The organism is Rheinheimera sp., assembly GCF_037442345.1.
Taxonomy (GTDB): Bacteria; Pseudomonadota; Gammaproteobacteria; order Enterobacterales; family Alteromonadaceae; genus Pararheinheimera.
The window spans coordinates 85366-106956 of record NZ_JBBIQL010000014.1; the positions used below are offsets into that span (position 1 = coordinate 85366).

Annotated in this window: 22 protein-coding genes; 11 read left to right on the top strand and 11 right to left on the bottom strand. The window is 54.2% G+C overall.

Annotated elements, in window-relative coordinates:
• Positions 1-12 precede the first annotated feature (12 nt).
• From leuC to WKJ04_RS10295, 3 genes are all read left to right on the top strand, one after another.
• On the top strand, positions 13-1413 hold the full coding sequence (gene leuC / locus WKJ04_RS10285; protein ID WP_337880342.1) for a 3-isopropylmalate dehydratase large subunit: 1401 nt from the start codon (positions 13-15) through the stop codon (positions 1411-1413).
• Between the two features lies 1 nt (position 1414).
• Positions 1415-2017 (top strand): 3-isopropylmalate dehydratase small subunit, encoded by a 603-nt coding sequence (gene leuD, locus WKJ04_RS10290; RefSeq protein WP_337880343.1) that lies wholly within the window; start codon positions 1415-1417, stop codon positions 2015-2017.
• 178 nt (positions 2018-2195) lie between these two features.
• Positions 2196-2564: a DUF3718 domain-containing protein gene (locus WKJ04_RS10295; protein WP_337880344.1), complete on the top strand. Its 369-nt coding sequence runs from the start codon at positions 2196-2198 to the stop codon at positions 2562-2564.
• A gap of 241 nt (positions 2565-2805) precedes the next feature.
• On the opposite strand, the gene WKJ04_RS10300 is transcribed toward WKJ04_RS10295, so the two are convergent.
• The 3 genes from WKJ04_RS10300 to WKJ04_RS10310 form a co-directional block, all read right to left on the bottom strand.
• Positions 2806-3837: a PepSY domain-containing protein gene (locus tag WKJ04_RS10300; protein WP_337880345.1), complete on the bottom strand. Its 1032-nt coding sequence runs from the start codon at positions 3835-3837 to the stop codon at positions 2806-2808.
• A 9-nt stretch (positions 3838-3846) separates the two neighbouring features.
• Positions 3847-5919 carry a TonB-dependent receptor gene (locus tag WKJ04_RS10305; RefSeq protein WP_337880346.1) on the bottom strand — a complete coding sequence of 691 codons (2073 nt, stop codon included), beginning with the start codon at positions 5917-5919 and terminating at the stop codon, positions 3847-3849.
• Positions 5920-6016: 97 nt separating this feature from the next.
• Positions 6017-6982 (bottom strand): hypothetical protein, encoded by a 966-nt coding sequence (locus tag WKJ04_RS10310; RefSeq protein WP_337880347.1) that lies wholly within the window; start codon positions 6980-6982, stop codon positions 6017-6019.
• Positions 6983-7093: 111 nt separating this feature from the next.
• Here WKJ04_RS10310 and WKJ04_RS10315 point away from each other — a divergent pair, with 111 nt between their 5' ends.
• From WKJ04_RS10315 to WKJ04_RS10330, 4 genes are all read left to right on the top strand, one after another.
• Entirely contained in the window at positions 7094-7717 is a 624-nt protein-coding gene (locus WKJ04_RS10315) for a trimeric intracellular cation channel family protein (RefSeq protein WP_337841512.1), read from the top strand.
• An 89-nt stretch (positions 7718-7806) separates the two neighbouring features.
• Complete coding sequence (locus tag WKJ04_RS10320) at positions 7807-8259, top strand: MarR family transcriptional regulator (RefSeq protein ID WP_337880348.1); 453 nt, start codon at positions 7807-7809, stop codon at positions 8257-8259.
• The gene (locus tag WKJ04_RS10325) at positions 8256-9326 is read left to right on the top strand and encodes an efflux RND transporter periplasmic adaptor subunit (RefSeq protein ID WP_337880349.1); all 1071 of its coding nucleotides are present in this window, start codon (positions 8256-8258) and stop codon (positions 9324-9326) included. Before WKJ04_RS10320 ends, WKJ04_RS10325 begins: the two co-directional genes overlap by 4 nt.
• Positions 9327-9355: 29 nt before the next feature.
• Entirely contained in the window at positions 9356-10348 is a 993-nt protein-coding gene (locus WKJ04_RS10330; protein WP_337880350.1) for a DUF2955 domain-containing protein, read from the top strand.
• A gap of 49 nt (positions 10349-10397) precedes the next feature.
• Here the strand turns inward: WKJ04_RS10330 and WKJ04_RS10335 are convergent, their stop codons facing one another.
• Positions 10398-11153 (bottom strand): TerC family protein, encoded by a 756-nt coding sequence (locus WKJ04_RS10335; RefSeq protein WP_337880351.1) that lies wholly within the window; start codon positions 11151-11153, stop codon positions 10398-10400.
• A gap of 45 nt (positions 11154-11198) precedes the next feature.
• Positions 11199-11993 carry a transporter substrate-binding domain-containing protein gene (locus WKJ04_RS10340; RefSeq protein ID WP_337880352.1) on the bottom strand — a complete coding sequence of 265 codons (795 nt, stop codon included), beginning with the start codon at positions 11991-11993 and terminating at the stop codon, positions 11199-11201.
• Between the two features lie 155 nt (positions 11994-12148).
• Here WKJ04_RS10340 and WKJ04_RS10345 point away from each other — a divergent pair, with 155 nt between their 5' ends.
• Positions 12149-13651, top strand: a complete 1503-nt coding sequence (locus tag WKJ04_RS10345) for a YifB family Mg chelatase-like AAA ATPase (protein WP_337880353.1) — start codon at positions 12149-12151, stop codon at positions 13649-13651.
• Here WKJ04_RS10345 and WKJ04_RS10350 read toward each other — a convergent pair.
• The gene (locus WKJ04_RS10350; protein ID WP_337880354.1) at positions 13602-14801 is read right to left on the bottom strand and encodes a Bcr/CflA family efflux MFS transporter; all 1200 of its coding nucleotides are present in this window, start codon (positions 14799-14801) and stop codon (positions 13602-13604) included. The genes WKJ04_RS10345 and WKJ04_RS10350 overlap by 50 nt on opposite strands.
• Before the next feature lie 147 nt (positions 14802-14948).
• Between WKJ04_RS10350 and WKJ04_RS10355 the strand changes: the two genes are divergently transcribed.
• A complete protein-coding gene (locus WKJ04_RS10355; protein WP_337880355.1) occupies positions 14949-15656 on the top strand; it encodes a transporter substrate-binding domain-containing protein in 708 nt (235 codons plus the stop codon).
• On the opposite strand, the gene WKJ04_RS10360 is transcribed toward WKJ04_RS10355, so the two are convergent.
• Positions 15635-16228, bottom strand: coding sequence for a sugar O-acetyltransferase (locus WKJ04_RS10360; protein ID WP_337880356.1), 594 nt, complete (start codon positions 16226-16228; stop codon positions 15635-15637). The two genes, WKJ04_RS10355 and WKJ04_RS10360, sit on opposite strands and share 22 nt — an antisense overlap.
• Positions 16229-16326: 98 nt before the next feature.
• On the opposite strand from WKJ04_RS10360, the gene WKJ04_RS10365 reads away from it, so the two are divergent.
• On the top strand, positions 16327-17001 hold the full coding sequence (locus WKJ04_RS10365) for a DUF3334 family protein (protein ID WP_337880357.1): 675 nt from the start codon (positions 16327-16329) through the stop codon (positions 16999-17001).
• Here the strand turns inward: WKJ04_RS10365 and WKJ04_RS10370 are convergent.
• Genes WKJ04_RS10370 through WKJ04_RS10385 form a run of 4 tightly spaced genes read right to left on the bottom strand, consistent with a single transcriptional unit; the run spans position 16996 to position 20195 of the window.
• Positions 16996-18252, bottom strand: coding sequence for an ATP-binding protein (locus WKJ04_RS10370; RefSeq protein ID WP_337880358.1), 1257 nt, complete (start codon positions 18250-18252; stop codon positions 16996-16998). The genes WKJ04_RS10365 and WKJ04_RS10370 overlap by 6 nt on opposite strands.
• Complete coding sequence (locus WKJ04_RS10375; RefSeq protein WP_337841524.1) at positions 18245-18940, bottom strand: response regulator; 696 nt, start codon at positions 18938-18940, stop codon at positions 18245-18247. Before WKJ04_RS10375 ends, WKJ04_RS10370 begins: the two co-directional genes overlap by 8 nt.
• Positions 18940-19314, bottom strand: a complete 375-nt coding sequence (locus WKJ04_RS10380) for a DUF3019 domain-containing protein (protein ID WP_337880359.1) — start codon at positions 19312-19314, stop codon at positions 18940-18942. The genes WKJ04_RS10375 and WKJ04_RS10380 overlap by 1 nt, the downstream gene beginning before the upstream one ends.
• 14 nt (positions 19315-19328) lie before the next feature.
• Positions 19329-20195, bottom strand: coding sequence for a MipA/OmpV family protein (locus tag WKJ04_RS10385; RefSeq protein WP_337880360.1), 867 nt, complete (start codon positions 20193-20195; stop codon positions 19329-19331).
• Between the two features lie 337 nt (positions 20196-20532).
• Here WKJ04_RS10385 and WKJ04_RS10390 point away from each other — a divergent pair, with 337 nt between their 5' ends.
• Complete coding sequence (locus WKJ04_RS10390) at positions 20533-21591, top strand: LacI family DNA-binding transcriptional regulator (protein ID WP_337880361.1); 1059 nt, start codon at positions 20533-20535, stop codon at positions 21589-21591.

The following is a 21591-nucleotide window of genomic DNA, read 5'->3' on the forward strand; positions in this document are numbered from 1 at the left end:
GAGGAACCTAAGATGGGCCAGACTCTGTACCAGAAAATTTATCAAAGCCATGTGGTTGCCGCTGTGAATGGCAGCACCGACCTGCTGTTTGTTGACCGGCATTTAATTCACGAAGTGACCAGCCCGCAGGCTTTTGCCGGCTTGCGTCAGGCGGGTCGCGCTGTACGCCGTCCGGATTTAACTTTTGCCACTATGGACCACAACACCTCCACTCAGGTACGCAGCTACGACGCTGCTGGCGAAACCTCCCGTAAGCAGCTGGAAGCTTTGGCCGCCAACTGTGCAGCCAATGGCATTACCCTGCTGGATTTACACCACCCGGATCAGGGCATAGTGCATGTGATTGGCCCTGAACTGGGGTTAACCCAGCCAGGCATGATCATTGTCTGCGGCGATTCGCACACCTCCACCCACGGCGCTTTTGGTGCTTTGGCTTTTGGTATTGGGACCTCTGAAGTGGAGCATGTGCTGGCCACCCAAACCTTGCCACAACAACGGGCCAAAACACTGAAAGTCGAAGTGACAGGCCAGCTGTCACCGCTGGTGACCGCCAAGGACGTGATTATGGCGGTGATTGGGGTGTTAGGCACAGCGGGTGGTAATGGTTATGTCGCCGAGTTTTGTGGTGAAGCCATTCGTGGCATGAGCATGGAAAGCCGGATGACGCTGTGCAATATGAGCATTGAAATGGGCGCTAAAGCTGGCCTGGTCGCACCGGACGCCACTACCTTTGCTTATATGCAGGGCCGTCCTTATGCGCCAACAGCAGAACACTGGGATGGTGCCGTGCAGTACTGGCAAAGCCTGTTTTCCGACGCCGATGCAGTGTTTGATAAAACAGTGACCATAGCCGCTGACAGTATCAAACCTCAGGTCACCTGGGGCACCAGCCCGGAACAGGTGATCGCCGTCGACGAGCCAGTACCCTCTCCTGAGTCCTTCAGCGATTTAATCAAAGCCGACGCCGCCCGCCGTGCGCTGAGTTACATGGGCTTAGAACCTGGCCAGAAGCTGACCGACCTGGCCGTGGATGTGGTCTTTATCGGCTCCTGCACCAACAGCCGGATTGAAGACCTGCGCCAGGCGGCCGCCGTGGTGCAAGGCAAGCAGGTCGCTTCTGGCGTGCGCGCTTTGATAGTACCGGGCTCAGGTTCGGTCAAACGTCAGGCCGAAGCCGAAGGGCTGGCCGAGGTGTTTAAAGCCGCAGGTTTTGAATGGCGCGAACCCGGCTGCTCTATGTGCCTGGGCATGAATGATGACCGTGTGGGTGCCGGTGAGCGCTGTGCCTCCACTTCGAACCGTAATTTTGAAGGCCGTCAGGGCCGTGGTGCCCGCACCCATTTAGTCAGCCCGGCCATGGCTGCCGCCGCTGCTATTGCCGGCCGTTTTGTTGATATAGCCCGAGGAGCCTGAAATGAGCCCAATCTTTGCCAAAGGCCTGGTTTGTCCGCTGGATAAAAACAATGTCGATACCGACCAGATCATCCCGAAACAGTTTTTAACCTCAGTCAGCCGCGACGGTTTTGCCGAAGCGCTGTTTTTTGACTGGCGTTATCTGGACAACGGAGTACCCAACCCAGATTTTGTGCTGAACCAGCCGCAGTATCAGGGGGCATCCGTGTTGTTAACCCGTGCCAATTTTGGCTGTGGTTCCAGCCGGGAACACGCGCCCTGGGCTATTCAGCAGTACGGCTTTCATGTGGTGATTGCCGAAGGTTTTGCAGACATTTTCTTTAATAACAGCATTAACAACGGTATGTTGCTGATCAGCTTAAGCCCGGCCAATATTGATTACCTGTTCAGCCGCTGCCAGCAAGGCCCGCTGGAGCTGTCGATTGACCTGGCAGGCCAGCAAATCATTCTCGGTAACAATGCAGCGCTGGGTTTTCAGATAGACCCGGATATTAAACAACGGCTGTTGTCTGGCCTGGATTTTATCGGTGCCAGCGAGCAGTTTAATCCGCAAATAGAGCAGTACGAACAGAAACGCCGCCAGCAGCAACCCTGGTTAGGTTAACCCCGCTCTGCCTGAGCTGTACGGCAACGCCAGCTCAGGCACCTTTAGCCATCCAGACGTAAGCCACTGATTTTAAATTAATTCGTTTGCTTATTTCTTCAGCAGAACCATACTTGGCAAAGCTCAACACCCTGTCTATAGTTTCGATATTATCAATTTAACCACTGAGGAAAATCCAATGAAGAAACTTGTTACCTGTGCGGCGCTGTTGACCTTCACTGCTGTTGCAGCCCCTGCGATGGCGCAAGAGCAATGGCTGGTGTCGTTATGTGAATACACCAAAGCCGACGATAAAAACCGGGTACGTAAAGTGTTGTCAGACAACAAAATGAACGTGCGCAAAATATACGATGCCGTAAAGTGCAATGGTGACAGCCTGATCCAGTTTGCCATTCGCAGCGATGCTTATGAAACAGGTGCATTTTTTGTGAAACAGATGCCAGCCAAAGCGCTGCAAGCGGAAGGGCTCGAAGCCTGGGCTGCAGCCAACGGTTTTGGCAGCTCAGCCCTTTTGAACGATATCAAGGCCCGTATCGGCCAGGATTAATCCACCATTTGGCTCAACCAAAAGCGGGATTGATTCCCGCTTTTATGCCGGCCAACGCGTTGCGTTGTTAAAAATCGCTCCTGGCGATTTTTTATGCCTGCCTGTCCATGGCTGGCACCTTACAGGCCAACGCGTTGCGTTGTTAAAAATCGCTCCTGGCGATTTTTTATGCCTGCCTGTCCATGGCTGGCACCTTACAGGCCAACGCGCTGCGTTGTTAAAAATCGCTCCTGGCGATTTTTTATTTTGCAGTCCGGCCTTTGTGCCACAACAACCCCAGTCCCCACAGCAGCGGCACCAGCAGCGCTGCGAGCAGCAACACCAGTAAGTACAGGGTTCCTCCTACTGCCGCTATATGCAGTGGATACAGCAGTTGCATCAGCCGGCTGACCCAGCCCATTTCTGTGGCTTTGTTCAGCTGCAACAGCTGAGCATTGCCTGGGTCAAGCAGCAATTGGGTACGGCCATTGGGGTGCCATTCTGTTGGCAATTGCAGCCGCATCGACAAGGGCTGGTCTGCAGTTTTACGAAAACTGACCAGCCGGATCTGCGCTTGCGGCGCGACCTGCTGAGCCGCCTGCAACCACAAAGTCCATTGCCCCTGTTGTATCGGGTAATTCACTGCAGGCAGGCTGGTGTTCGCTGGCGGCGCCTGCTGCAGCAGCCAGTTCAGACCGGCGCTCACTTCTTTGTTATACACCACCAAAGTGCCGGTCAGAGCAGTCCAGCTTAACAAAGGCAAGCTCAACAGGCCGACCAGCCAGTGCCAGTGCCGGGCGCGACGGCCATCGGCCGGACCTGCAGGAGGCTGCCATACACGCCAGCTCCAGTGTCTGGGCCAGCTGAGTTTTGCACCCAGGGCAAACAGCAGCAACGCCAGCAGCCCAACCACACCGGGCAGCTGATGCCCCCAGTCTTTGACAAAAAAATACAGATGCAGCTGGTAACTCCAGCCGATCCAGTCCTGATAAGGTGTGCGGCTCAGCAGCAGTTCACCCGCAGGTGAAAAGTACTCCAGTGTGCCATCGTGCCGGGCCAGCTCCAGCCAGGGCCGCTCAGGGGTCGGAATGCGGGCGTAGCCGTAGTCCTGCTGTGGCAATTGGTCCAGTACCTGACCCCAGACTTTCAAATCTGGCTGGTAAGGCAGCTGCAGTTGCGGGTAGTGCCACTGCAGCAGACTGTTTTTATACAGCAGAATACCGCCGGTCACAGCCATCAGCACCAACAGCAAGCCAAACCAAAGTCCAAGTTGTCGGTGCCAGGTACGGCTCATCAAAACCTCTTAAAAGGCGGTTTGCCAGCTCAAGGTGACAGTGCGTCCCAAACCAGAGAAATAGGTCGCATTGGCCGGCGTGGTCTGTGAATAGTAAGTAATGTACTGCTTATCCAGCAGGTTTTCGATCCCCAGGCTCCAGCTGCCGTAAGTCGCATTGTCGTAACGGACTGAAGCATCCACCGTATGATAGCCCTCAAAGGAACTGCCATCATTGAAGTTCATATCCATCAGCTGGCTGAATTGCACTCTGCTGCTGATGTGCTGTGGCCACTGGGCCAGCCAGTACAGGTTCAACCGTTCAGGCGCAATGTTAATGCCACCTAAATCACGGTCGACCCGGCCGTCATTGTTGCTGTCGTACTGACCGTCCGTAGTGGCGTAAGTCAGTCCGAGGGTTGTTTCACTGCTCAGATACAACTCGGCTTCAAATTCAACGCCGCTGATTTCGGTCTGTTCGCGCATCACGCTGTAAATACCGTCGGCGTCCGCCTGCAGCCGTGAACCTAAGTCCGAATCCGACTGGAAATAACTCAACTGCCAGCGGTACAGATCATCCGCCATTTCAAAACCAAACTCGGCATTGTCTGACACCACAGGCTGCAGATTCAGGAACTGAGCCACCGACTGATTGGGCTTATTGATCGCCCGCAGCACCCGGCCCACGTCCGGCATACCAAAGCCCTGATTGTAGCTGGCATACACCCGGGTCATAGCGGTCAGCTGATAGACCACGCCAAAGTTATGCAGAAAATCATTGAAACTGGGCGAGCCGCCTTCGACAAAGCTGCTGTTGCTGGACGCCAGGGTGGTGAAATCATCCACCTTTAATTTGCCATATTCATAACGACCACCAGCACTGAAGATCCAGTTTTTCAGCCCGTCATAACGCAGCTGCACAAAAGGGGCGTAGTTGCTGAAGGTGGCTTCCGGCACCCAGTTACGGCCTGTCATCACCAGTTGCTGATAGGTGGTGTCCTGCATCCAGTCCAGCCCTGTGCTCAGGTCAAGGTCTGAACCCAGCAGGTCGGCTTTGAAGTAAGTGGCGCGGCTGCCGAGTTTGCGTGACACGTTTTGGGACTGGTCAAAAATATTGCTGCCAAGCGCCGGGTCCTGGAAAGTGGCCGCCCGACTGCCACCAAACATGGATTTAAAATCTTTGCCAAACAGCTGCAGACTCAGCGAGCCACCAGCGAAATTCTGATGCTGGTAATCCAAAGAGGCTGTGGTCACTTTGTTTTGTGCCGCTTTGCCTTCGGTTTCACCTGCTTTGGACGTGGCCGGAATACCAGCGGCGGCATTGCCGTTTACCAGTACGTAGTTGTTATTGCCCTGCAGGTCGAAGTGGTTCACCATCAGTTGCAGGCTTTGCTCTGTGTCCAGCTGCCAGCGGGTTTTGACAAACAGATCAACACTGTCCGAATCCATGGTGTCGCCCTGCGTGGTATCCACACCTATAGGATTGCCGTCGCCGTCGAGGTACAGGCCCGTTTTGTTGTAGGCCACGCCGGTCACCAGCGATACATTGTCAAACTGGTCCGAATACAGGTAACTGGCTTTATAACTTTGGGTATCGCTGCCACCTGCAGTGGGAGCCACACCGGTCAGCTTCACCTGATGCTGCAGCTCAGCAGGCGATTTGGTGATGATATTGATAATACCGCCGCTGGCGCCCATGCCCTGAATGGCATTGGCACCACGAATGATTTCAATACGCTCAATCATGGCCGGGTCTATGGTGTTGCCATCCCGTGAGCCATTACGCAAAGGTGTGGATTGTGGCACCCCGTCAATCATATACAGAGGTTCACGGCCTCGCAGCGTCTCACCATTGGCCGTCATTTTTTGCCGGCTGGGTGAAAAGGACGGCATCAGGTTGCCGAGAATTTGTGATAAATCCGAGGTGGTTGCCAGCTGTTGTTTAATTTGTTCCTGGTCGATCACCGTAATAGTGGCTGGCACTGTACTGACTGGGTAACTGCTCCTTGTTGCAGAAATCTCAATAGTTTCAACAGGATCGACAGATTCTGCAGCCAATAACGGCAAAGGCAGACATAACAGGGCGAATTTCGTCAGTTTCATTTCGGGAGCACCAGGATTGAAAAAGGTTCGCATTTATAAATGCGAACCATTCTTATGTCAACCTGGAGTTGATCGGACTTGCACCCCAAACAGGGCGTCAGAAGGTTTTGGCTTCCAGCACAAAACCCGCTTTTTCCAGCAACTGCTCTGTGCTTTCAATACCCTGCATAGCAGTGCCGTCCTGCATGCTGGCAAAGCTGACGGGTTCAGCAAATTCAAAACTCAGCCGGATCTGTTCAGGCTGCTGGATAAATTGCTGCAAAGGTTGCCGGATGGCGGCAGGCAACTGCGGATTGTCATCCAATTGGGCCAGCAGCAAACTTTGCAGCGTGGCGAAATCAGCACTGAAACCTGCACTGGCAAAATGGCCGGTCAACTGTTGCCAGAATTGATGATTGTCAATCTGCACCTCGCCTTTGATCAGGCTGGCCTGCCCGACTTTTTGCATCAGCTGTGGCAGGTAATCTTCCTGTTCGGCCCTTTGTTGCTGTTGCTCAGGGCTGAGTTTTTGCAATTCTTCCGCATAGCCCCATAAAGGTTGCATCCCGCCAAGGCTGAACTGATAACTGAGCTCCAGCTTGTCCTGCACCAGCAACTGCTGGGAAAAATTCAGTTCACCCAGATGGGCATCGTACTGGTACTGATAGTTCAGTCCCATGGTCAATTGCTGCAAATAAGCCGACAGATCCGGCGGCAAGCCCTGTAAGGCTGCATCCGCAATACGGATCCCTTCCAGCCGGGCCGAACTCTGGCTTGGCATACCAGACAGTTGCACCCCTTTTAAGTCGACCAACTCCACGCTGGCAATGACCCCCATGCCGTCCATGCTCAGTGTCAGGCCATGCACCTTGTAATGCGAGGTCAGCACATTGGCCGATAAATCCTGATACCCCAGCTGAAATGGCGGCATCTCTCCCAGTTCAGCCAAAGCTCTGTATTGCGCGTTTGCATCCTTAATCTGCGCTGCAACATAAAGCTCAGCCTGATGATTGGCATAGACCAGAGCCCCTGTTGCGGCCAGGATCAGTACCACACTTCCACCTATCCAGAGTTTTTTGGTCATTTGCTTGTCCTTTCGAAATTTCCGCCATGCTACCACGGCGGCTTTTTGCTTGTCAGCCGCAAGGCCCGGACGCTACTCTGTCGCTTTACCGGCCAGCAGGATTTTGCAGGGATGGAACAGTACTTTCACTGGTTTGATTTATTGGGTATTGCCGTATTTGCCGCCACTGGCACCCTGGCGGCCTGGCGCAAACAAATGGATGGTTTTGGCGTCATAGTGCTGGCCACTGTGACGGCAATAGGGGGCGGTACCCTGCGTGATCTGATCCTGGATACCCCGGTGATCTGGCTCAGCAACAACAGCTATTTTGTCGCCATTTTCACTGCCGCTCTGCTGACGATTCTCTGGGTGCGCAAACGCCTGCGGATCCCCAACAATGCGCTGCAGATTGCCGACGCCATAGGGCTGGCTTTTTTCGTCATTATGGGCACGCAAAAAGCACTGGACCACGGCGCATCCGGTTTTGTCGCTATTATGCTCGGCACCATGAGTGGGGTCTGTGGCGGTATGATCCGCGACGTGCTGTGCCGCGAGATCCCCCTGGTGTTTCGCGGCGAACTTTACGCCATAACCTGCATTTTTGGAGGCCTGGTCTATGTGCAGCTGCTGGCGCTGGGCACCGCCAAAATGCCGGCCATGCTGGCAGGTATGGTGGCATTGCTGGCGTTGCGGCTGGCCGCTATTCGCTGGCATCTGACCATTCCGGTGTTTGGCAAAAAAGGCGATTTACGCTGAGTCACACCACCACTTTCCAAAGCTCGCTTGCAATTAGTTAGGAAGCTAATTATAATTTAATTAGATTCCTAACAATTAAGCGACGAACAATGAGTTTCCAAAGCATAGGCCTGTTAATCCATTCGTTATCCCGCCAATGGCGTAGTTTGCTGGACCAGCAACTGGCCCCTTTGGGGTTTACCCAATGTTCAGGGGTCGCTTTGGTTTACATCGCCGAGCATCAGGGCCTGAGCCAAACGGAGCTGGCTCGCTTATTAGGCATTGAAACGCCGTCTTTAGTGCCTGTACTGGACCAGCTGGAAAAACAGGCACTGGTAAAACGCCAGCCATCCGAACAGGACAGACGGCAAAAAGTGTTGGTGTTACTGCCGGATGCCCTGCCGCTGGTGGCACAAATCAACGAACGCCGTCTTGCGTTGCAGCAACAGATGCTGGGCTGCCTGCCCGCTGAACAGCAACAACTTTTCCCCTTGCTGATCCAGCAATTGGTGCAACAGAGCAGCCTGTTGCTGGAGCAGCAAAAATCCGGAGTACAGCCATGAGTGCAGAACAACTCTTTAACCGCTGGGTCCGCTGGACCCTGCTGAGCTTTGCCTTGTTGTTTGGTTATTACCTGTTGGCCGATTTGCTGATGCCGCTGAGCACGGACAGCCTGATGCAACGTTATGTAGTACAGGTGGCGCCGCAAGTGCAGGGCCGTGTCACTCATGTGGCAGTCAGTAATAACCAGCAGGTGAAAAAGGGTGATTTGTTATTTGAGCTGGATGCCACAGACCAGCAGCTGAAACTGGAACTGGCACAACTGCAACTGCAACAAATGCAGCAGAAACACCAACAATTGCTGGCGACACTGGACAGTGCCAAAGCCAGGCAACAGCAGGCCCAGGTGCAGCTGGAGCAAAGCCGGCTGGACGCAGGCCGGGCCCGGCAATTACGCCAGCAGCAACTGATCCCACAACAGCAACTGGAACAAAGCCTGACGGCCCTGCAACAAGCTGATGCCGCCTGGCAAGCGGCACAGGCGGCCACAGCGGAAGTGGTGGCCGAACTGGGTGCCAAGGGTGTTGAACTGGTGGCTATTCAGCAGGCCCGTACTCAGCTGGCGCAGGCCGAGCTGGATTTGTCGCGCACCAAAGTTTATGCCGATGTTGATGGGGTGGTCAGCGATTTGCAACTGGAAGTCGGCACCAATCTGAACAGCCATCAGGCCGTGCTGGCACTGGTATCCACCCAGCAGAGCTGGGTCAGCGCCGCCTTTCGTGAAAAAAGCCTGTTGCATGTAACGCAGGGCACTCAGGCGCTGGTGGCTTTTGACGCCCTGCCGGGCCAGGTATTTGCGGCCCAGGTCAATACCATAGATGCAGGTGTCGCCACAGCTCAAGGGAAACCCGATGGCCAGCTGGCCAGTGTGGAAAGCAGCACCCGCTGGGTGCGGGATGCACAGCGTCTGCGGGTCAACCTGACGCTGAACAGTCAGGTGCCGGACAAACTGGTGGTCGGCTCGCGCGCTACTGTGCAGTTGTTACCTGCTGAGCACAGCTGGAGCCTGTTCAACAGGCTGGCGCAGTTACAAATTAAAGCCATCAGCCTGCTGCACTACATTTATTAACGTGCTGAACGCTCACCACTGAGGTCCGTATGCGCCCCGCTGCCGTCCACCCTTTTAACGCTGTACTCAGGCTGGCGATAGGTGCCAGCCTGAGCCTGCTGCTGGCCAAACTGACAGACTCCGATAACTGGGGTGTATTTTTTACCATAGGCCCGGTATTGCTGTTGGGGCTGCTGCCCACGCTGAATGGCTTTTTGCTGAAACAGTTTGTCGCCTCAACACTGATTTCCGGCAGCACTGTGCTGGTCTACCAATGGCTGGGCGGCTATGGCCCCGTACTCAGCCTGCTGTTGTTTGGCTATTTTTTCTGGTTATTCCGTCTGATGGCCGCTGGGGTCTATTTTGTGTTTGCCGCCACAGCACTGATAAACAGCAGTATTTTTCTGCATTTTGCCAGCTATCCTGGCCTGGACGCCGGGGCCATGCTGGAGAACAGCGTGCTGGCCAATGTGAGCGCTATGCTGATTGCGCTGAGTCTGACCTACCTGTTACCCACAGCGCCACCGCCGGCACGGCCCGCTCCGCCCCCCATTCCAGTCCCGCACCTGCTGGTCCTGGCTGCATTGGTAACGGCGTCCTTCCTGGCGTTTCAGTGGCTGGACCTGAAGGACTCTTTATCTGCCCAGGCCAGCACCATTCTGATCCTGCTGCCTCTGCAATTCAGTGCCATAGTACAGGCCGGGCTGAAAAGAGCGACAGGGGTGCTGCTGGGCTCGGCTTATGCGGTGTTGTGCCAGGTGCTGCTGTACAACCACTACCAGCAAATCACTCTGGTCCTGCCACTGTTTTTTCTGGGCATGTTGCTGTTTGCCCGCGCCCAGCAAAAAGAAGGACCAGGTTCAGGCGTCGCTTTTGGCGGCATGACCACGATGGCCATTATCTTTGGTCAGTACCTGACCCCCAATCAGGACATGATGTACAGCGCGTTGTACCGTATCAGTTCGGTCACAGTGGCCGTTGGGGTGATGCTGGTGCTCGCTACCTGTGCGTTTTACTTACTGGAACGGCGTAGCCGCCACTGACAGCTAAAAAAAACAGGCCCTACGGGCCTGTTTTAATAACGTCAGCAGCTTATGCCTGCTCGGAATCCGACATGGCTTTGTGCAGCTTTACCGCTTTGCCTTTGCGCATACGGATATTGATCATCTCCACCGCCACCGAGAAGGCCATGGCGAAGTAGATATACCCCTTAGGTACATGCACGTCGAAGCCTTCCACCATCAGGGTGACACCGACCACAATCAGGAAGGACAAAGCCAGAATCTTCACCGACGGATGCTCGTCGACAAAATCCCCAATCGGCTTGGCAGCAAACATCATCACTGCGACAGCAGCAATAATGGCAATGGCCATAATTTCAATATCATTCACCAAACCTACGGCGGTAATCACTGAGTCCAGCGAGAAGACGATGTCCAGAATCGCAATCTGGATCAGCACCATGATCAGGCTGTTGGCCGCCACTTTCGGGCCTGAAGCTTGCTCCTCCACCCCTTCCAGACTGTGGTGAATTTCCTGAGTCGATTTAGCCAGCAGGAACAGACCACCGCCGATCAGGATAATGTCCCGGCCGGATATTTCGTTACCCAACACACTGAACAGCGGTTCAGTCAGGCCCATCACCCAGCTGATGGAGAACAACAAGGCCAGACGGGCAATCATGGCCAGCGCCAGACCTAAACGGCGGGCAAAAGCACGCTGATGCTCGGGCAGGCGCCCGACCAGGATGGATAAGAAAATGATATTGTCGATACCCAGCACTATTTCCAGCGCGGCCAGGGTACCCAGCGCAATCCAGGCTTCGGGACTGGCGATCCATTCAAACATAACAATGTCCTGTAAAGTTGAGAAACTGCGGCTAGTGTAGCGGCTTTATTGGCGGATTTCAGCAGCTTGCGGTGCCGCCGGTGCAATTGCAGGCAACTGGTGTTTAAATTCTATTAAGGCGTATCGTTGTTTCAGCGCCTTAACAGCTGCCGCCTGCTCCTGCAAAAAACGGTTAAAACGCCGGATCTGCTCCGGGTGTTTTTGGGTGGACAGATGAAAAGCCAGATTGCTGAACGGCAACGACTGCCCGGCCACCAGGGCGCCAGACTGCTTCATCTGCGCCAGATGATAAGCCGCCACATTGTATTCCACGTTGGCACCATCCACCCGCCCCCGCAATGTCATTTTCAGCGCAAACTCGGCGTCCGGGACCTCCAGAATGCGGATCTTGTATTGGCTGAGTAATGGCGCCCACAAAGTGGGTGAAAAACCATGGATATGGGCCAGCACCTTAAATTGTTCCAGCTGCATAGCCGCATTTTCCGGCCTGACCATAGTGCTGCCCAGGGTATAAATCACCGGGTCACTGAAGATTTTTTCCGGTTGGCCAGCAACAGCCAGATGTGCCTGCCAGGCACTGTTATCCGGGTAAACAAAATCGGTCAGTTCCATTGCGTCTGCATAGAGCCGTTTGACCGGCAAAGGCACAAAACGAAAACTGTCGCCGCTCCACTGGCTGTAGAGCTGGATCAGATCGTAAATGTAGCCTCTGGGCTGCGCCGATTTAAAATCATAATGCGGGTAATAATCCAGTTGCTCTATACCTATCAGGTACTCCTTTGCTACAGCAGCCGCACTCAGACAGAGGCAAAACAGAGTCAGCACCAACGTCAATCGCATCCGGGTTCTCACAACAACTTAACACCCGTTAAAAATAGCGCAGAGCCATACCTGTTGACCAGAACTCTTTCCGGTACAAGCGAGAGCCGGGGCAGTGGCAAAAAACAGCAGCTGAATTAGACTGAGCAAACACCACGAATCACAAAGGAACTGTGATGAGTCTGGCCTTGATCCAAAGCCGAGCCCGTTGTGGCCTGCAAGCCCCCATAGTCACAGTGGAAGTGCATCTGAGCAGCGGCTTGCCCGCTTTTCTGCTGGTGGGTTTACCTGAAACTTCGGTAAAAGAAGCCAGAGACAGAGTGCGTAGCGCACTGCTGAACAGTGGGTTTGAGTTTCCGGATAAAAAAATCACCGTCAACCTGGCCCCGGCCGACCTGCCCAAAGAAAGTGGCCGTTTCGATTTGGCCATCGCCCTGGGCATTCTGAAAGCCAGCGGCCAGTTGCAGGCCGACACCTCAGGCTATGAATTTTATGGCGAGCTGGCGCTGTCCGGAGCCTTACGTCCTATTGTGGGTGAAATTCCGCTGATGCTGGCCTGCCAGCACGCAGGGCATCAGGCGCTGATGCCCTTGGACAACGCCAGTCAGGCCAGGCAGATCCCACAGGCTGTGGTGCATGGTGCCGCCCATCTGTTGCAGGTCCACGCCTTTTTGCAGCATGGGCAAGCATTGCCTGCCGTGCCTGAACTGCCGTTGGCATCCGCCACTGACTGGCCGGACTTACAGGATGTGCGGGGCCAGCAGCAGGCCAAACGCGCGTTGGAACTGGCGGCGGCCGGCGGCCACCATTTGTTGATGTATGGCCCGGCCGGCACCGGAAAGTCGATGCTGGCCCAACGCCTGCCAGGTTTGTTACCGCCTTTAACCGCCAGTGAAGCTTTAAGCTGCGCCGCCATTTATTCGATTGCCGGTCAGCCCAGACCCCTGGCTGACTGGCAGCAGCGCCCCTTTCGCCAGCCGCATCACAGCTGTTCAGCGGTGGCTCTGGTTGGCGGCAGCTCTGTGCCCAGACCTGGTGAAATCTCTTTGGCCCATCATGGGGTATTATTTTTGGACGAACTGCCGGAATTTCCCCGCACTGTGCTGGAGGTATTACGTCAGCCATTGGAAGCCGGTACTGTGTTTATTTCCCGCGCCGCCCGTCAGGCTGAGTTTCCGGCCGAATTTCAGCTGGTGGCCGCGTTAAACCCCAGCCCGTCCGGTCACCATCAGGATGGCCGCGCCAGTCACGAGCAGATCCGCCGTTACCTCAGCCGCTTGTCAGGTCCTTTACTGGACAGAATAGATTTGCAGGTTGAAGTACCGTTATTACCCATTCAGGCTTTGCACACACCGCAAACAACAGAGAGTACGGCGCAGGTACGCAGCCGGGTGTGGCAAGCCAGAGAGCGGCAACTGCAGCGCCAGCACAAAGCCAATGTGCGGCTGTCGCCTGCCGAGCTGGAGCAGTATTGTCAGTTAAGTCAGACTGACAGGGACTTTCTGGCGCTGAGCCTGGATAAACTGCAGCTGTCGGCCCGCTGCTACCACAAACTGCTCAGAGTGGCCCGCACCATTGCCGATCTGGCCGCCAGCCCCCAAGTCAGGCGAGAGCATATGCTCGAAGCCATCAGTTACCGGGCGTTTGACCGGTTGCTGCAGTACCTGCATCAGTCCTGATGGCCCAATACTGACAAGAGGCTATCGCCAGCACCCCGGCCAGCATCAGGCAGGCAAAAGGCACAGGGGTGCCGGTGTAACTCAGCGCCAGCAGGGGGCCGGCCACTGCACCGCTGCCAAACCTCAGTGTGCCTATCACCGCGGTCGCACTGCCACTGTGCTGCGGAAACTTCATCAGAATCATAGCGTCGGCATTGGTAGCGACCAAGCCCAGACAGCCCATCAGTGGCGCTATACACAGCACTGTCCACCACAAAGACCAGCCCAGCAGGTTCACCGTGACCAGGGCACTGGCACAAAACAGCGCACCCGCTAAACCTGCTTTGAGCATACGAGGCGATCCCACCCGTACCACCCATCGGCTGTTGGTAAAATTCGCCAGCATCAAGGCGCCGACATTGAGTGCAAACAGCAGGCTGAACTGCTGTTCATCCACGCCATAAAACTGGATATACACAAAAGGCACTGCGGTTAAAAAGCAGAAAAAGGCAAAGGAGCTGAACATGGAGGTGGCGATATAAGGCCGGGCTTTGGCCTGGGCAAACACCACTTTGTAGCCGGTCAGTAAATTCAGTTTACCTGCCAGCCTGGGCGTCGGATCGGGCAGGAAACGCCAGGCACAGCCCAACACCAGCAGCGCATAAAAGGCCAGCAACAAGAAGATATGCTGCCAGTGCCCCAGCCACAGCACCACACTGCCAATGGCCGGAGCAATCAGCGGTGCCAGCATCATAATCATCGACACATAAGACATGCCTTTGGCGGTATGCTCCTTGAACAAAGCGCGGATAATCCCAGGCACCACCACTGTGGCTGCACTGCCGAAAAAGGCCTGCACTGCCCGCAGAAAAATCAACTGATGCGCGTCCTGACAAAAGGACAACGCCAGACTGGCCAGCGCAAAACCACTCAAACCAAACAGGGCCAATGGTCTGCGCCCCCAATGGTCAGCCAGTGGACCAAACAGCAACATCCCCAGGCCATAAAAGGCCAGGTAACTGCTCAGGGATTGTTGGATCACCGCTATATCGGTACCCAGCTCCAGTGCCATTTGAGGCATAGCCGGCAGGTACATATCAATTGCCAGCGGGGTGCTGGCGATAATACTGGCTAACAATGCCAGCATCGCAAAGGAAACAGGAGACTTCATCAACAGACTTTTGGTTTCGAACCGAGAGGGCTTACTATGATAGCTGATCTGACACAAAAACCTGTTACTATCTGTCGCGCAGGGCGCCACTTTAAACCCAATTTATGCCAGACTTGAACCCAGAGCTGAGCCAGTTTTATGGACTTTATGAAATTTATCCTGTTTTGCCTTGGCCTTTGTCTGAGTAGCCTGGCCCACACCAGTCCTATCAAAGTTGGTTTGCATGACTCTGCCCCTTGGGCGTACCGCGACAGCCAGGGACAAATTACCGGCATTGATTACGACATAGTGCAGAACATTCTGCGCCAGCAAGGCATTGAAGCCGAATTTGAACTCTACAGCTACAGCCGCCTGCTCAAACTGTTTTCAGAGCACAAACTGGATATCGCCAGCCCTGTGGCTGTGCCTTACCCCGGGGCCTACTACAGCCAACCCTATTTTACCATCCAGGACGTGGTGGTCAGCCGTCGTGACAGTCCAATGCCAATTCGCCAGCTCTCTGATTTAAAAGGCAAAAGCATAGTGGCTTATCAACAGGCCAGTGCCGTGTTAGGACCAGATTTTGCCCAACAAATGAAGCAGGCTTATTACCTGGAAGAAGCAGACCGGAAAAAGCAGTTTGAACTGCTGTTTAATAACAGAGTGCAGTTGATTGTCGGCGACGAGCGGGTGTTGTCGTTTTACTCACGCACTTATTACGGCCCCAATTTACTGAGCATTTATCCGATTTTCCCTGCAGTCGATTACCCGGCAGCGTTCTGGAATGCCGGACTGCAGCAGCAATTTAATCAGGGCCTGGAACAGCTGAAGACACAAGGCAAGCTGGCAGAAATTTATGCGCAGCCTCGATTCTGAGGCTGCGACTTTGACGGCCCCGGCTCCAGTTTGCGGATTTCACGGGCCGGATTACCGGCCACCAGACTAAAAGCCGCCACATCCCTGGTCACCACAGCACCAGCGGCCACCACGGCACCATTGCCTATGCTGACACCAGGCATAATCAGCGCACCGCCGCCTATCCAGACCGAGTCGCCTATGGTGACAGGCAACCCTTGCTCCACCCCAGTTTTCCGCAGCTCCGCGTCCAATGGATGAGTCACGGTATAAATCTGCACCCCAGGCCCCAATAACACGTCGTTGCCAATGCGTATCGGCGCCGCATCCAGCATCACGCAGTGATGGTTGGCGTAAAAATTGTTCCCCAGTTCAATATGAACACCGTAATCGCAATAAAAGTCTGGCTCAATGTAACAACGGCTGACCCGGGCAAAAAGTTGCTTTGCCAGTTGCTGATGCGCCTTCACCGGTACAGGTCCCTGCTGGTTTATTTGCCTGCACAAGGCTTTGGCTTTTTGCCGCATCGCGACCAGCTCTTTGTCCCCGGCGTTAAACCAAAGCCCGCTGCGCATTTTTTCCAGCTCAGTCATTTTTCATTTCCCTCTGCATCACCCAATTCTGAGTTATGGTCTTCATGTTAAAAATCGGCTTATACTAGGTTAAATTCTGTCTGGCTGTAGAGAACACAATGAAAAAGAACAAAATTATTACCACTGAAGAAATTCTGCTGACGTTATGCCGCTCTGTCACCGATGTGTTATCCGCGGCTGGCAACCACAATGTCAATTACTCCCCTATGGTGCAGAAGATCCACAAAACCTGCCTGCGCCCTGACCTGGGTTGTTTTGTGTTATTTGATGGCGGCTTCTCCGGCCTGGTGATTATGAACTTCACCGCATCGGCAGCGATGGAAATTTACCGCAAATACCTGATGAGCATGGGCATGCCAGAATCCGAACTGGCGCAGTTCCACACCTCCGATGAAGTGGGCAATGTGATGGGTGAACTGATGAACCAGATTGTCGGTGACTTTACCAACAGGGTACGGCAGGAACTGCAAACCTCCATCAACCAGAGCCAGCCGAAAATGATGGCCATTAACAAGCAGGTGCAGATCATGGTCAATACCCAGCTGGACCAGCCTCAGGCGCGTCGTGTCACCTTCAGTACACCAAGCCACGCCATTTTTTATATGGAACTGTCGATGGACAAAACCGAGTTTATCCAGCTGCATGACTTTGCGCCTAATGCCGAAGAGAACCCGGATGATATTCTGGCCAACGCCACGCAAAGCGAACAGGTGGCGCCAGCCGCTGTGGTCGATGACGCAGACGATGATTTTCTGAAAAACCTGGGTCTATAGAGCCCCAGGCCTACCGGAGCGGTGAAAACGCAATACAAAACGCGCACCGCCCCAACTGTTGCTTTGTACTTCCAGCTCAGCCTGATGCCACTCCAGCACCCGGCAGACAATGGCCAACCCCAGCCCAAAACCACCAAAACCTTTTTGCCGGCTTGGGTCCAGCCGGACAAATGGTTTCAGAATTTCAGCCCGCTGGGCGGCCGGAATACCGGGGCCATCATCATCCACCTGCAACAGACAGTCGGTAGCCGTTAACTGCAGGCTCAGCAATACCCGGCTTTTGGCATACCTTTTGGCGTTAACCACTAAATTCTGCACAGCCCGCTCCAGATAATGTGCATCACACCACCAGAGCGCCACAGGTGGCAGCCGGGTTTCGATGGCAGCGCCGGGCAAAGGCGACAGTTTTTCACAAAGGTTCTGCAACAGCTCGGTCAGGTCCACCTGCTGCCAGTCCAGCGCTGGCTGCGCCGACTCCAACCGGGCATAGTCCAGCATTTCATCGACCAGCAGCTCCAGCTCTTTCACATCCTTCAGCATCAGCTCTTTTTCCGTTTCTGGCAGCGACGACAACTCCAGTGCAAAACTGAGCCGGGCCAGTGGAGTACGCAGCTCATGCGACACCGCCTGCGTCATCTCGCGTTGCAACCCCAACAACCGCTCGATCTGCTGACGCATTTGCTGAAAGCTGTGGGCAATTGGCGCAATAAAGGAACGTACAGGTAAGGCCTCAACGGGTGACTGGCCCTGCTGCAGCTGTTGCTTCAGCCGTTGTAAGTCACGGGCCACAGGCCAGAGCCACAACCAGACCGCCACGGCCAGCAACCCCAAAAACAACAAGCTGAACCAGTACCCTGGCACCTGACTGTCATCGGTCAGATCCAAAGGTCCAAGCTGCCACAGCTGCTGCTGTTGCATGGCGTAAAAAAATGCCTGGTCTTTGGTAAAGAGCGGGATCACCTCACCTTGTTGCAATTGCTGCAACTCGGCGTCAGACCAAAGAATGCTGCCTTCAGGCAAAGCGGTGACCGGCAACACCAGATCATGGCTGTTGGCGGCTAACTGCTGTTGTTTCAGCTGCTGACTGATTTGCCCGGCCAGCACCAGTACCCAAGCCGGCACCTGCTCGGCATGCACCTGTTGCCAGAGCCGCTCGACCGTCCAGCCAATGCCAACCAACACCAGCGAGATAAACAAATAAAAATGTAAGAACAGCCTGGGCATGGCTGCGAATGGCTTTTTGTCAGTCATTCCAGGCGTCAGCGACAAACAAATACCCTTTGCCCCAGACGGTTTTTATCCGAAAAGGGGTGTCGGCATTGTCGTTTAATTTACGGCGTAAATGCGATACCCGCACATCGACGGTGCGGTCCAGACCGTCGTATTCACGGCCGATAATCTGCTTGTGAATGGCTTCACGTTTCACGGTCTGGCCAGCGTGTTTGGCCAGCATCCATAATAAATCAAACTCATAGCTGGTCAGTTCCACCAGCTCAGCACCATAATGCGCTTCCCGCGCACTGTTGTTCAGTTTCAGTTTGCCAAACTGCAATTCCTGATTATCGCTTTTACTGGCCGCCTGAGTCCGTCGCAGCAAGGCATTGACCCTGGCCAGCAACACCCTGGGTTCCACCGGTTTAATGACATAATCATCGGCGCCCAGTTCCAATCCCAGCACCTGGTCAATATCACTTTGTTTGGCGGTCAGCATCAGAATGGGTGCCTGAAACCAGGCCCGGATAGTACGGCAGACAGTAAACCCATCCATACCTGGCAGCATTAAATCCAGAATGAGTAAATCAGGCGCAAAGGACTGACAGGCCGCCGCCACAGTGTCACCCCGGCTTTCCAGCCGCACTTCAAAACCTTGTTGCTGCAAAAAGCTTTGCACCAGGCTGGCCAGCCGGGCGTCGTCTTCGACCAGTAAAATTTTATGCATCAGAATACACTCCAGGGCGCTACCAGACGCCGTCTTTTTTCAGGTTGCCGGCTTAACACCACCAACTCCTTTTGCAATAACACCCGCTCTCCCTGCTGCAAACTCAACACGCCTTTATCCGGCCAGACAATGTTTTGTTGCCAGTGCCCAGACTGAGCATCCTGCCAGCAGGATAAATTCTGCTGCGCCAGTGTCAGGCACAAATTCAGACTGGCACTGTGTTGCCAGTGCACCGACAGCTGTGCCTCGCAGGCTTGTTCAGGTAACGCAGAAATACAAAAAGCCGGACTGACCGACCAGCATAAATCTTGGTTACATTCTGGTTTTGGGGCGGGCGCCAGCCACAACTGGCTGGACAATATCAGCCCAAACATGCTCTATCCCTGCCTTAAAAAAATTGGTAACTCACCCCGACAAACCAGGTATGCACCCTGGAGCTTTTTACCAAAGGACTGTCTGTCATTGCATCATCCAGCAACAGCATACGATAGAAGCTCAGCAAGGACCATTGGGGTGTTAACGCTTTTTGCCAGCCCAGCCTTAGTTCAGGTTGCCAGCTGGCTTCCCCCCGATAACGCTGCAGATAAAACAGCTCCGAATCATCCAGCCCATAATACCTGTCTATCAGCTTCCGGCTTTTCCAGTGCAGATTGGCGCCCAGCTGCAGCTGACCTCCGGCCAGAGGGACCTGAGTGCTGGCTGAGACACTGGCATTCTGGCCGTCATAAGCACCGCTGGCGTCCTGCATCAGGTTCATACCCAGTTGCCAGCCCTGACCGAACCATTGCAATTGCACGCCAGCATCCCAGGCTGTGGGTCTTTTATTCACCTCAGTGACAGACACCATCGCCATTTGTTTGGTCGTCCCTGTATCGACTTCTGGCGGCAACAGCGAGCCCGAGGTGCTGTAGGTCATCAGGTTGCCGGCAAACCAGCGCTGAAAATAGCCTTTTTCCTGATTCAGCTTCACCACAAGGCTCATCACAAAATCAGGCTGCTGCACCAGGCTGTAACCTGCCGTGGTGTTATCCCAAAACCAGCGGTCGCCGTAATAACTGACATCCGGTATCAGCAACAAAGGCACATTTTCGCCCTGATGCAGAGGATTGGTGCGTTGACCCAGGCCAAAGGCCAGCGCCAGATTCAGCTGGCCTGATTCCACACAATCAGCGGACGCAGATGTTTCTGTGCAGGAGGCAAAAGCAGTCTGGAGACCGCTGAGACACAACAGCACAATCATCAGCAGTTTCTTCATAGGAATAACTCACTAGGGCCTGTGGACGTTCGAGATTAAATTTTGTCCGCTCTGGTGGCGTTCTGAACGCGAAACGAGGAGCGAAGTTTAGTTCGTCTGAATAAGCGACGAGTGACAAAGTTCAGGGTGCGGCCAGACTGCTGCAAAAATACCCCTGAAACCTCAACCAGCCCTCATCAGATGGCGATACTTTAGCAGTTTCTGAAAACCAGCTTAAGCCAACATAACAATGTTTCACAAAATGCATGACAATTTTTGCACGTTGGTCTGCCGCGATCCAATCCAGCGGAATAATGCTATGATGCCGCATCAGTCGTAAACAGCACCGAATCCTCAGATGAAGTCAGACAAAACGCAATGGCCCGTACTAAAAGGAAAAGCGACCTCTTTTGATATCGCTTATCTGGCAGGGGTGTCTCAATCCACAGTGTCGCGCGCGCTGCGCGACAGCCCGGCTGTGAATCAGGAAACCAAAGATAAAATCTTCGCTATTGCCAAGCAGTTGAATTACAAGGTGGATAAAAACGCCAGCAACCTGCGTAAACAACGCAGTGGTACTTTGGCCTTGTTGTTGTTTGAAGACCCGACTGTGGACGAATCGCAGATTAATCCGTTTTTCCTGTCGATGCTGGGCAGCATTACCCGCGCCTGCAGTCAGCGGGGTCATGATCTGTTGGTGTCCTTTCAGCAACTGAGTAACGACTGGCATGCCGATTACGAAGACAGTAAAAAAGCCGATGGCATTATTCTGCTGGGCTATGGCGACTACAAAGATTACGAAGAAAAACTGGATACCCTGCTGGCACAACAAACTCATTTTGTCTGCTGGGGGGCCGAAGTACTGAACCATCCGGAAGTGACCATCCGCAGCAATAACCTCGAAGGTGGCAAACTGGCCGGCCAGCATTTATTGGGCCTGGGCCGGCGCCGTTTTGCCTTTATTGGCAATGCCTCGGCAGGCAGCCCGGAGTTTTTTGACCGTTATCAGGGCATGCTGAAAGCCATTGCAGAGGCGGGTATAGACGAATCCCAGGTGGCGCAGCTGGATGCCATCTCCACTGAACAGGCTGGTTTTGACGCCATTATGCAGCTGCAGGCCCAAGGCAACGACTTTGACGCCCTGTTTTGTGCCAGCGATTTGATCGCCATAGGGGCGATGCGTGCGCTGCAAAAACTCGGCAAACGCATACCCGAAGATGTGGCTGTGGTGGGTTTTGACGATATTCCGGTGGCGTCGTTTTCGTCGCCAGCCCTGACGACCATAGCGCAGAACACCTCTTTGGCCGGTGAAATGCTGGTGGTGAACCTGCTGCGCCTGATTAACCATGAAACGGTGCAACTGACGGAAATTGAACCGAAAATTGTGGTGCGTCAGTCCTGCGGCGCGCAAAGCTGA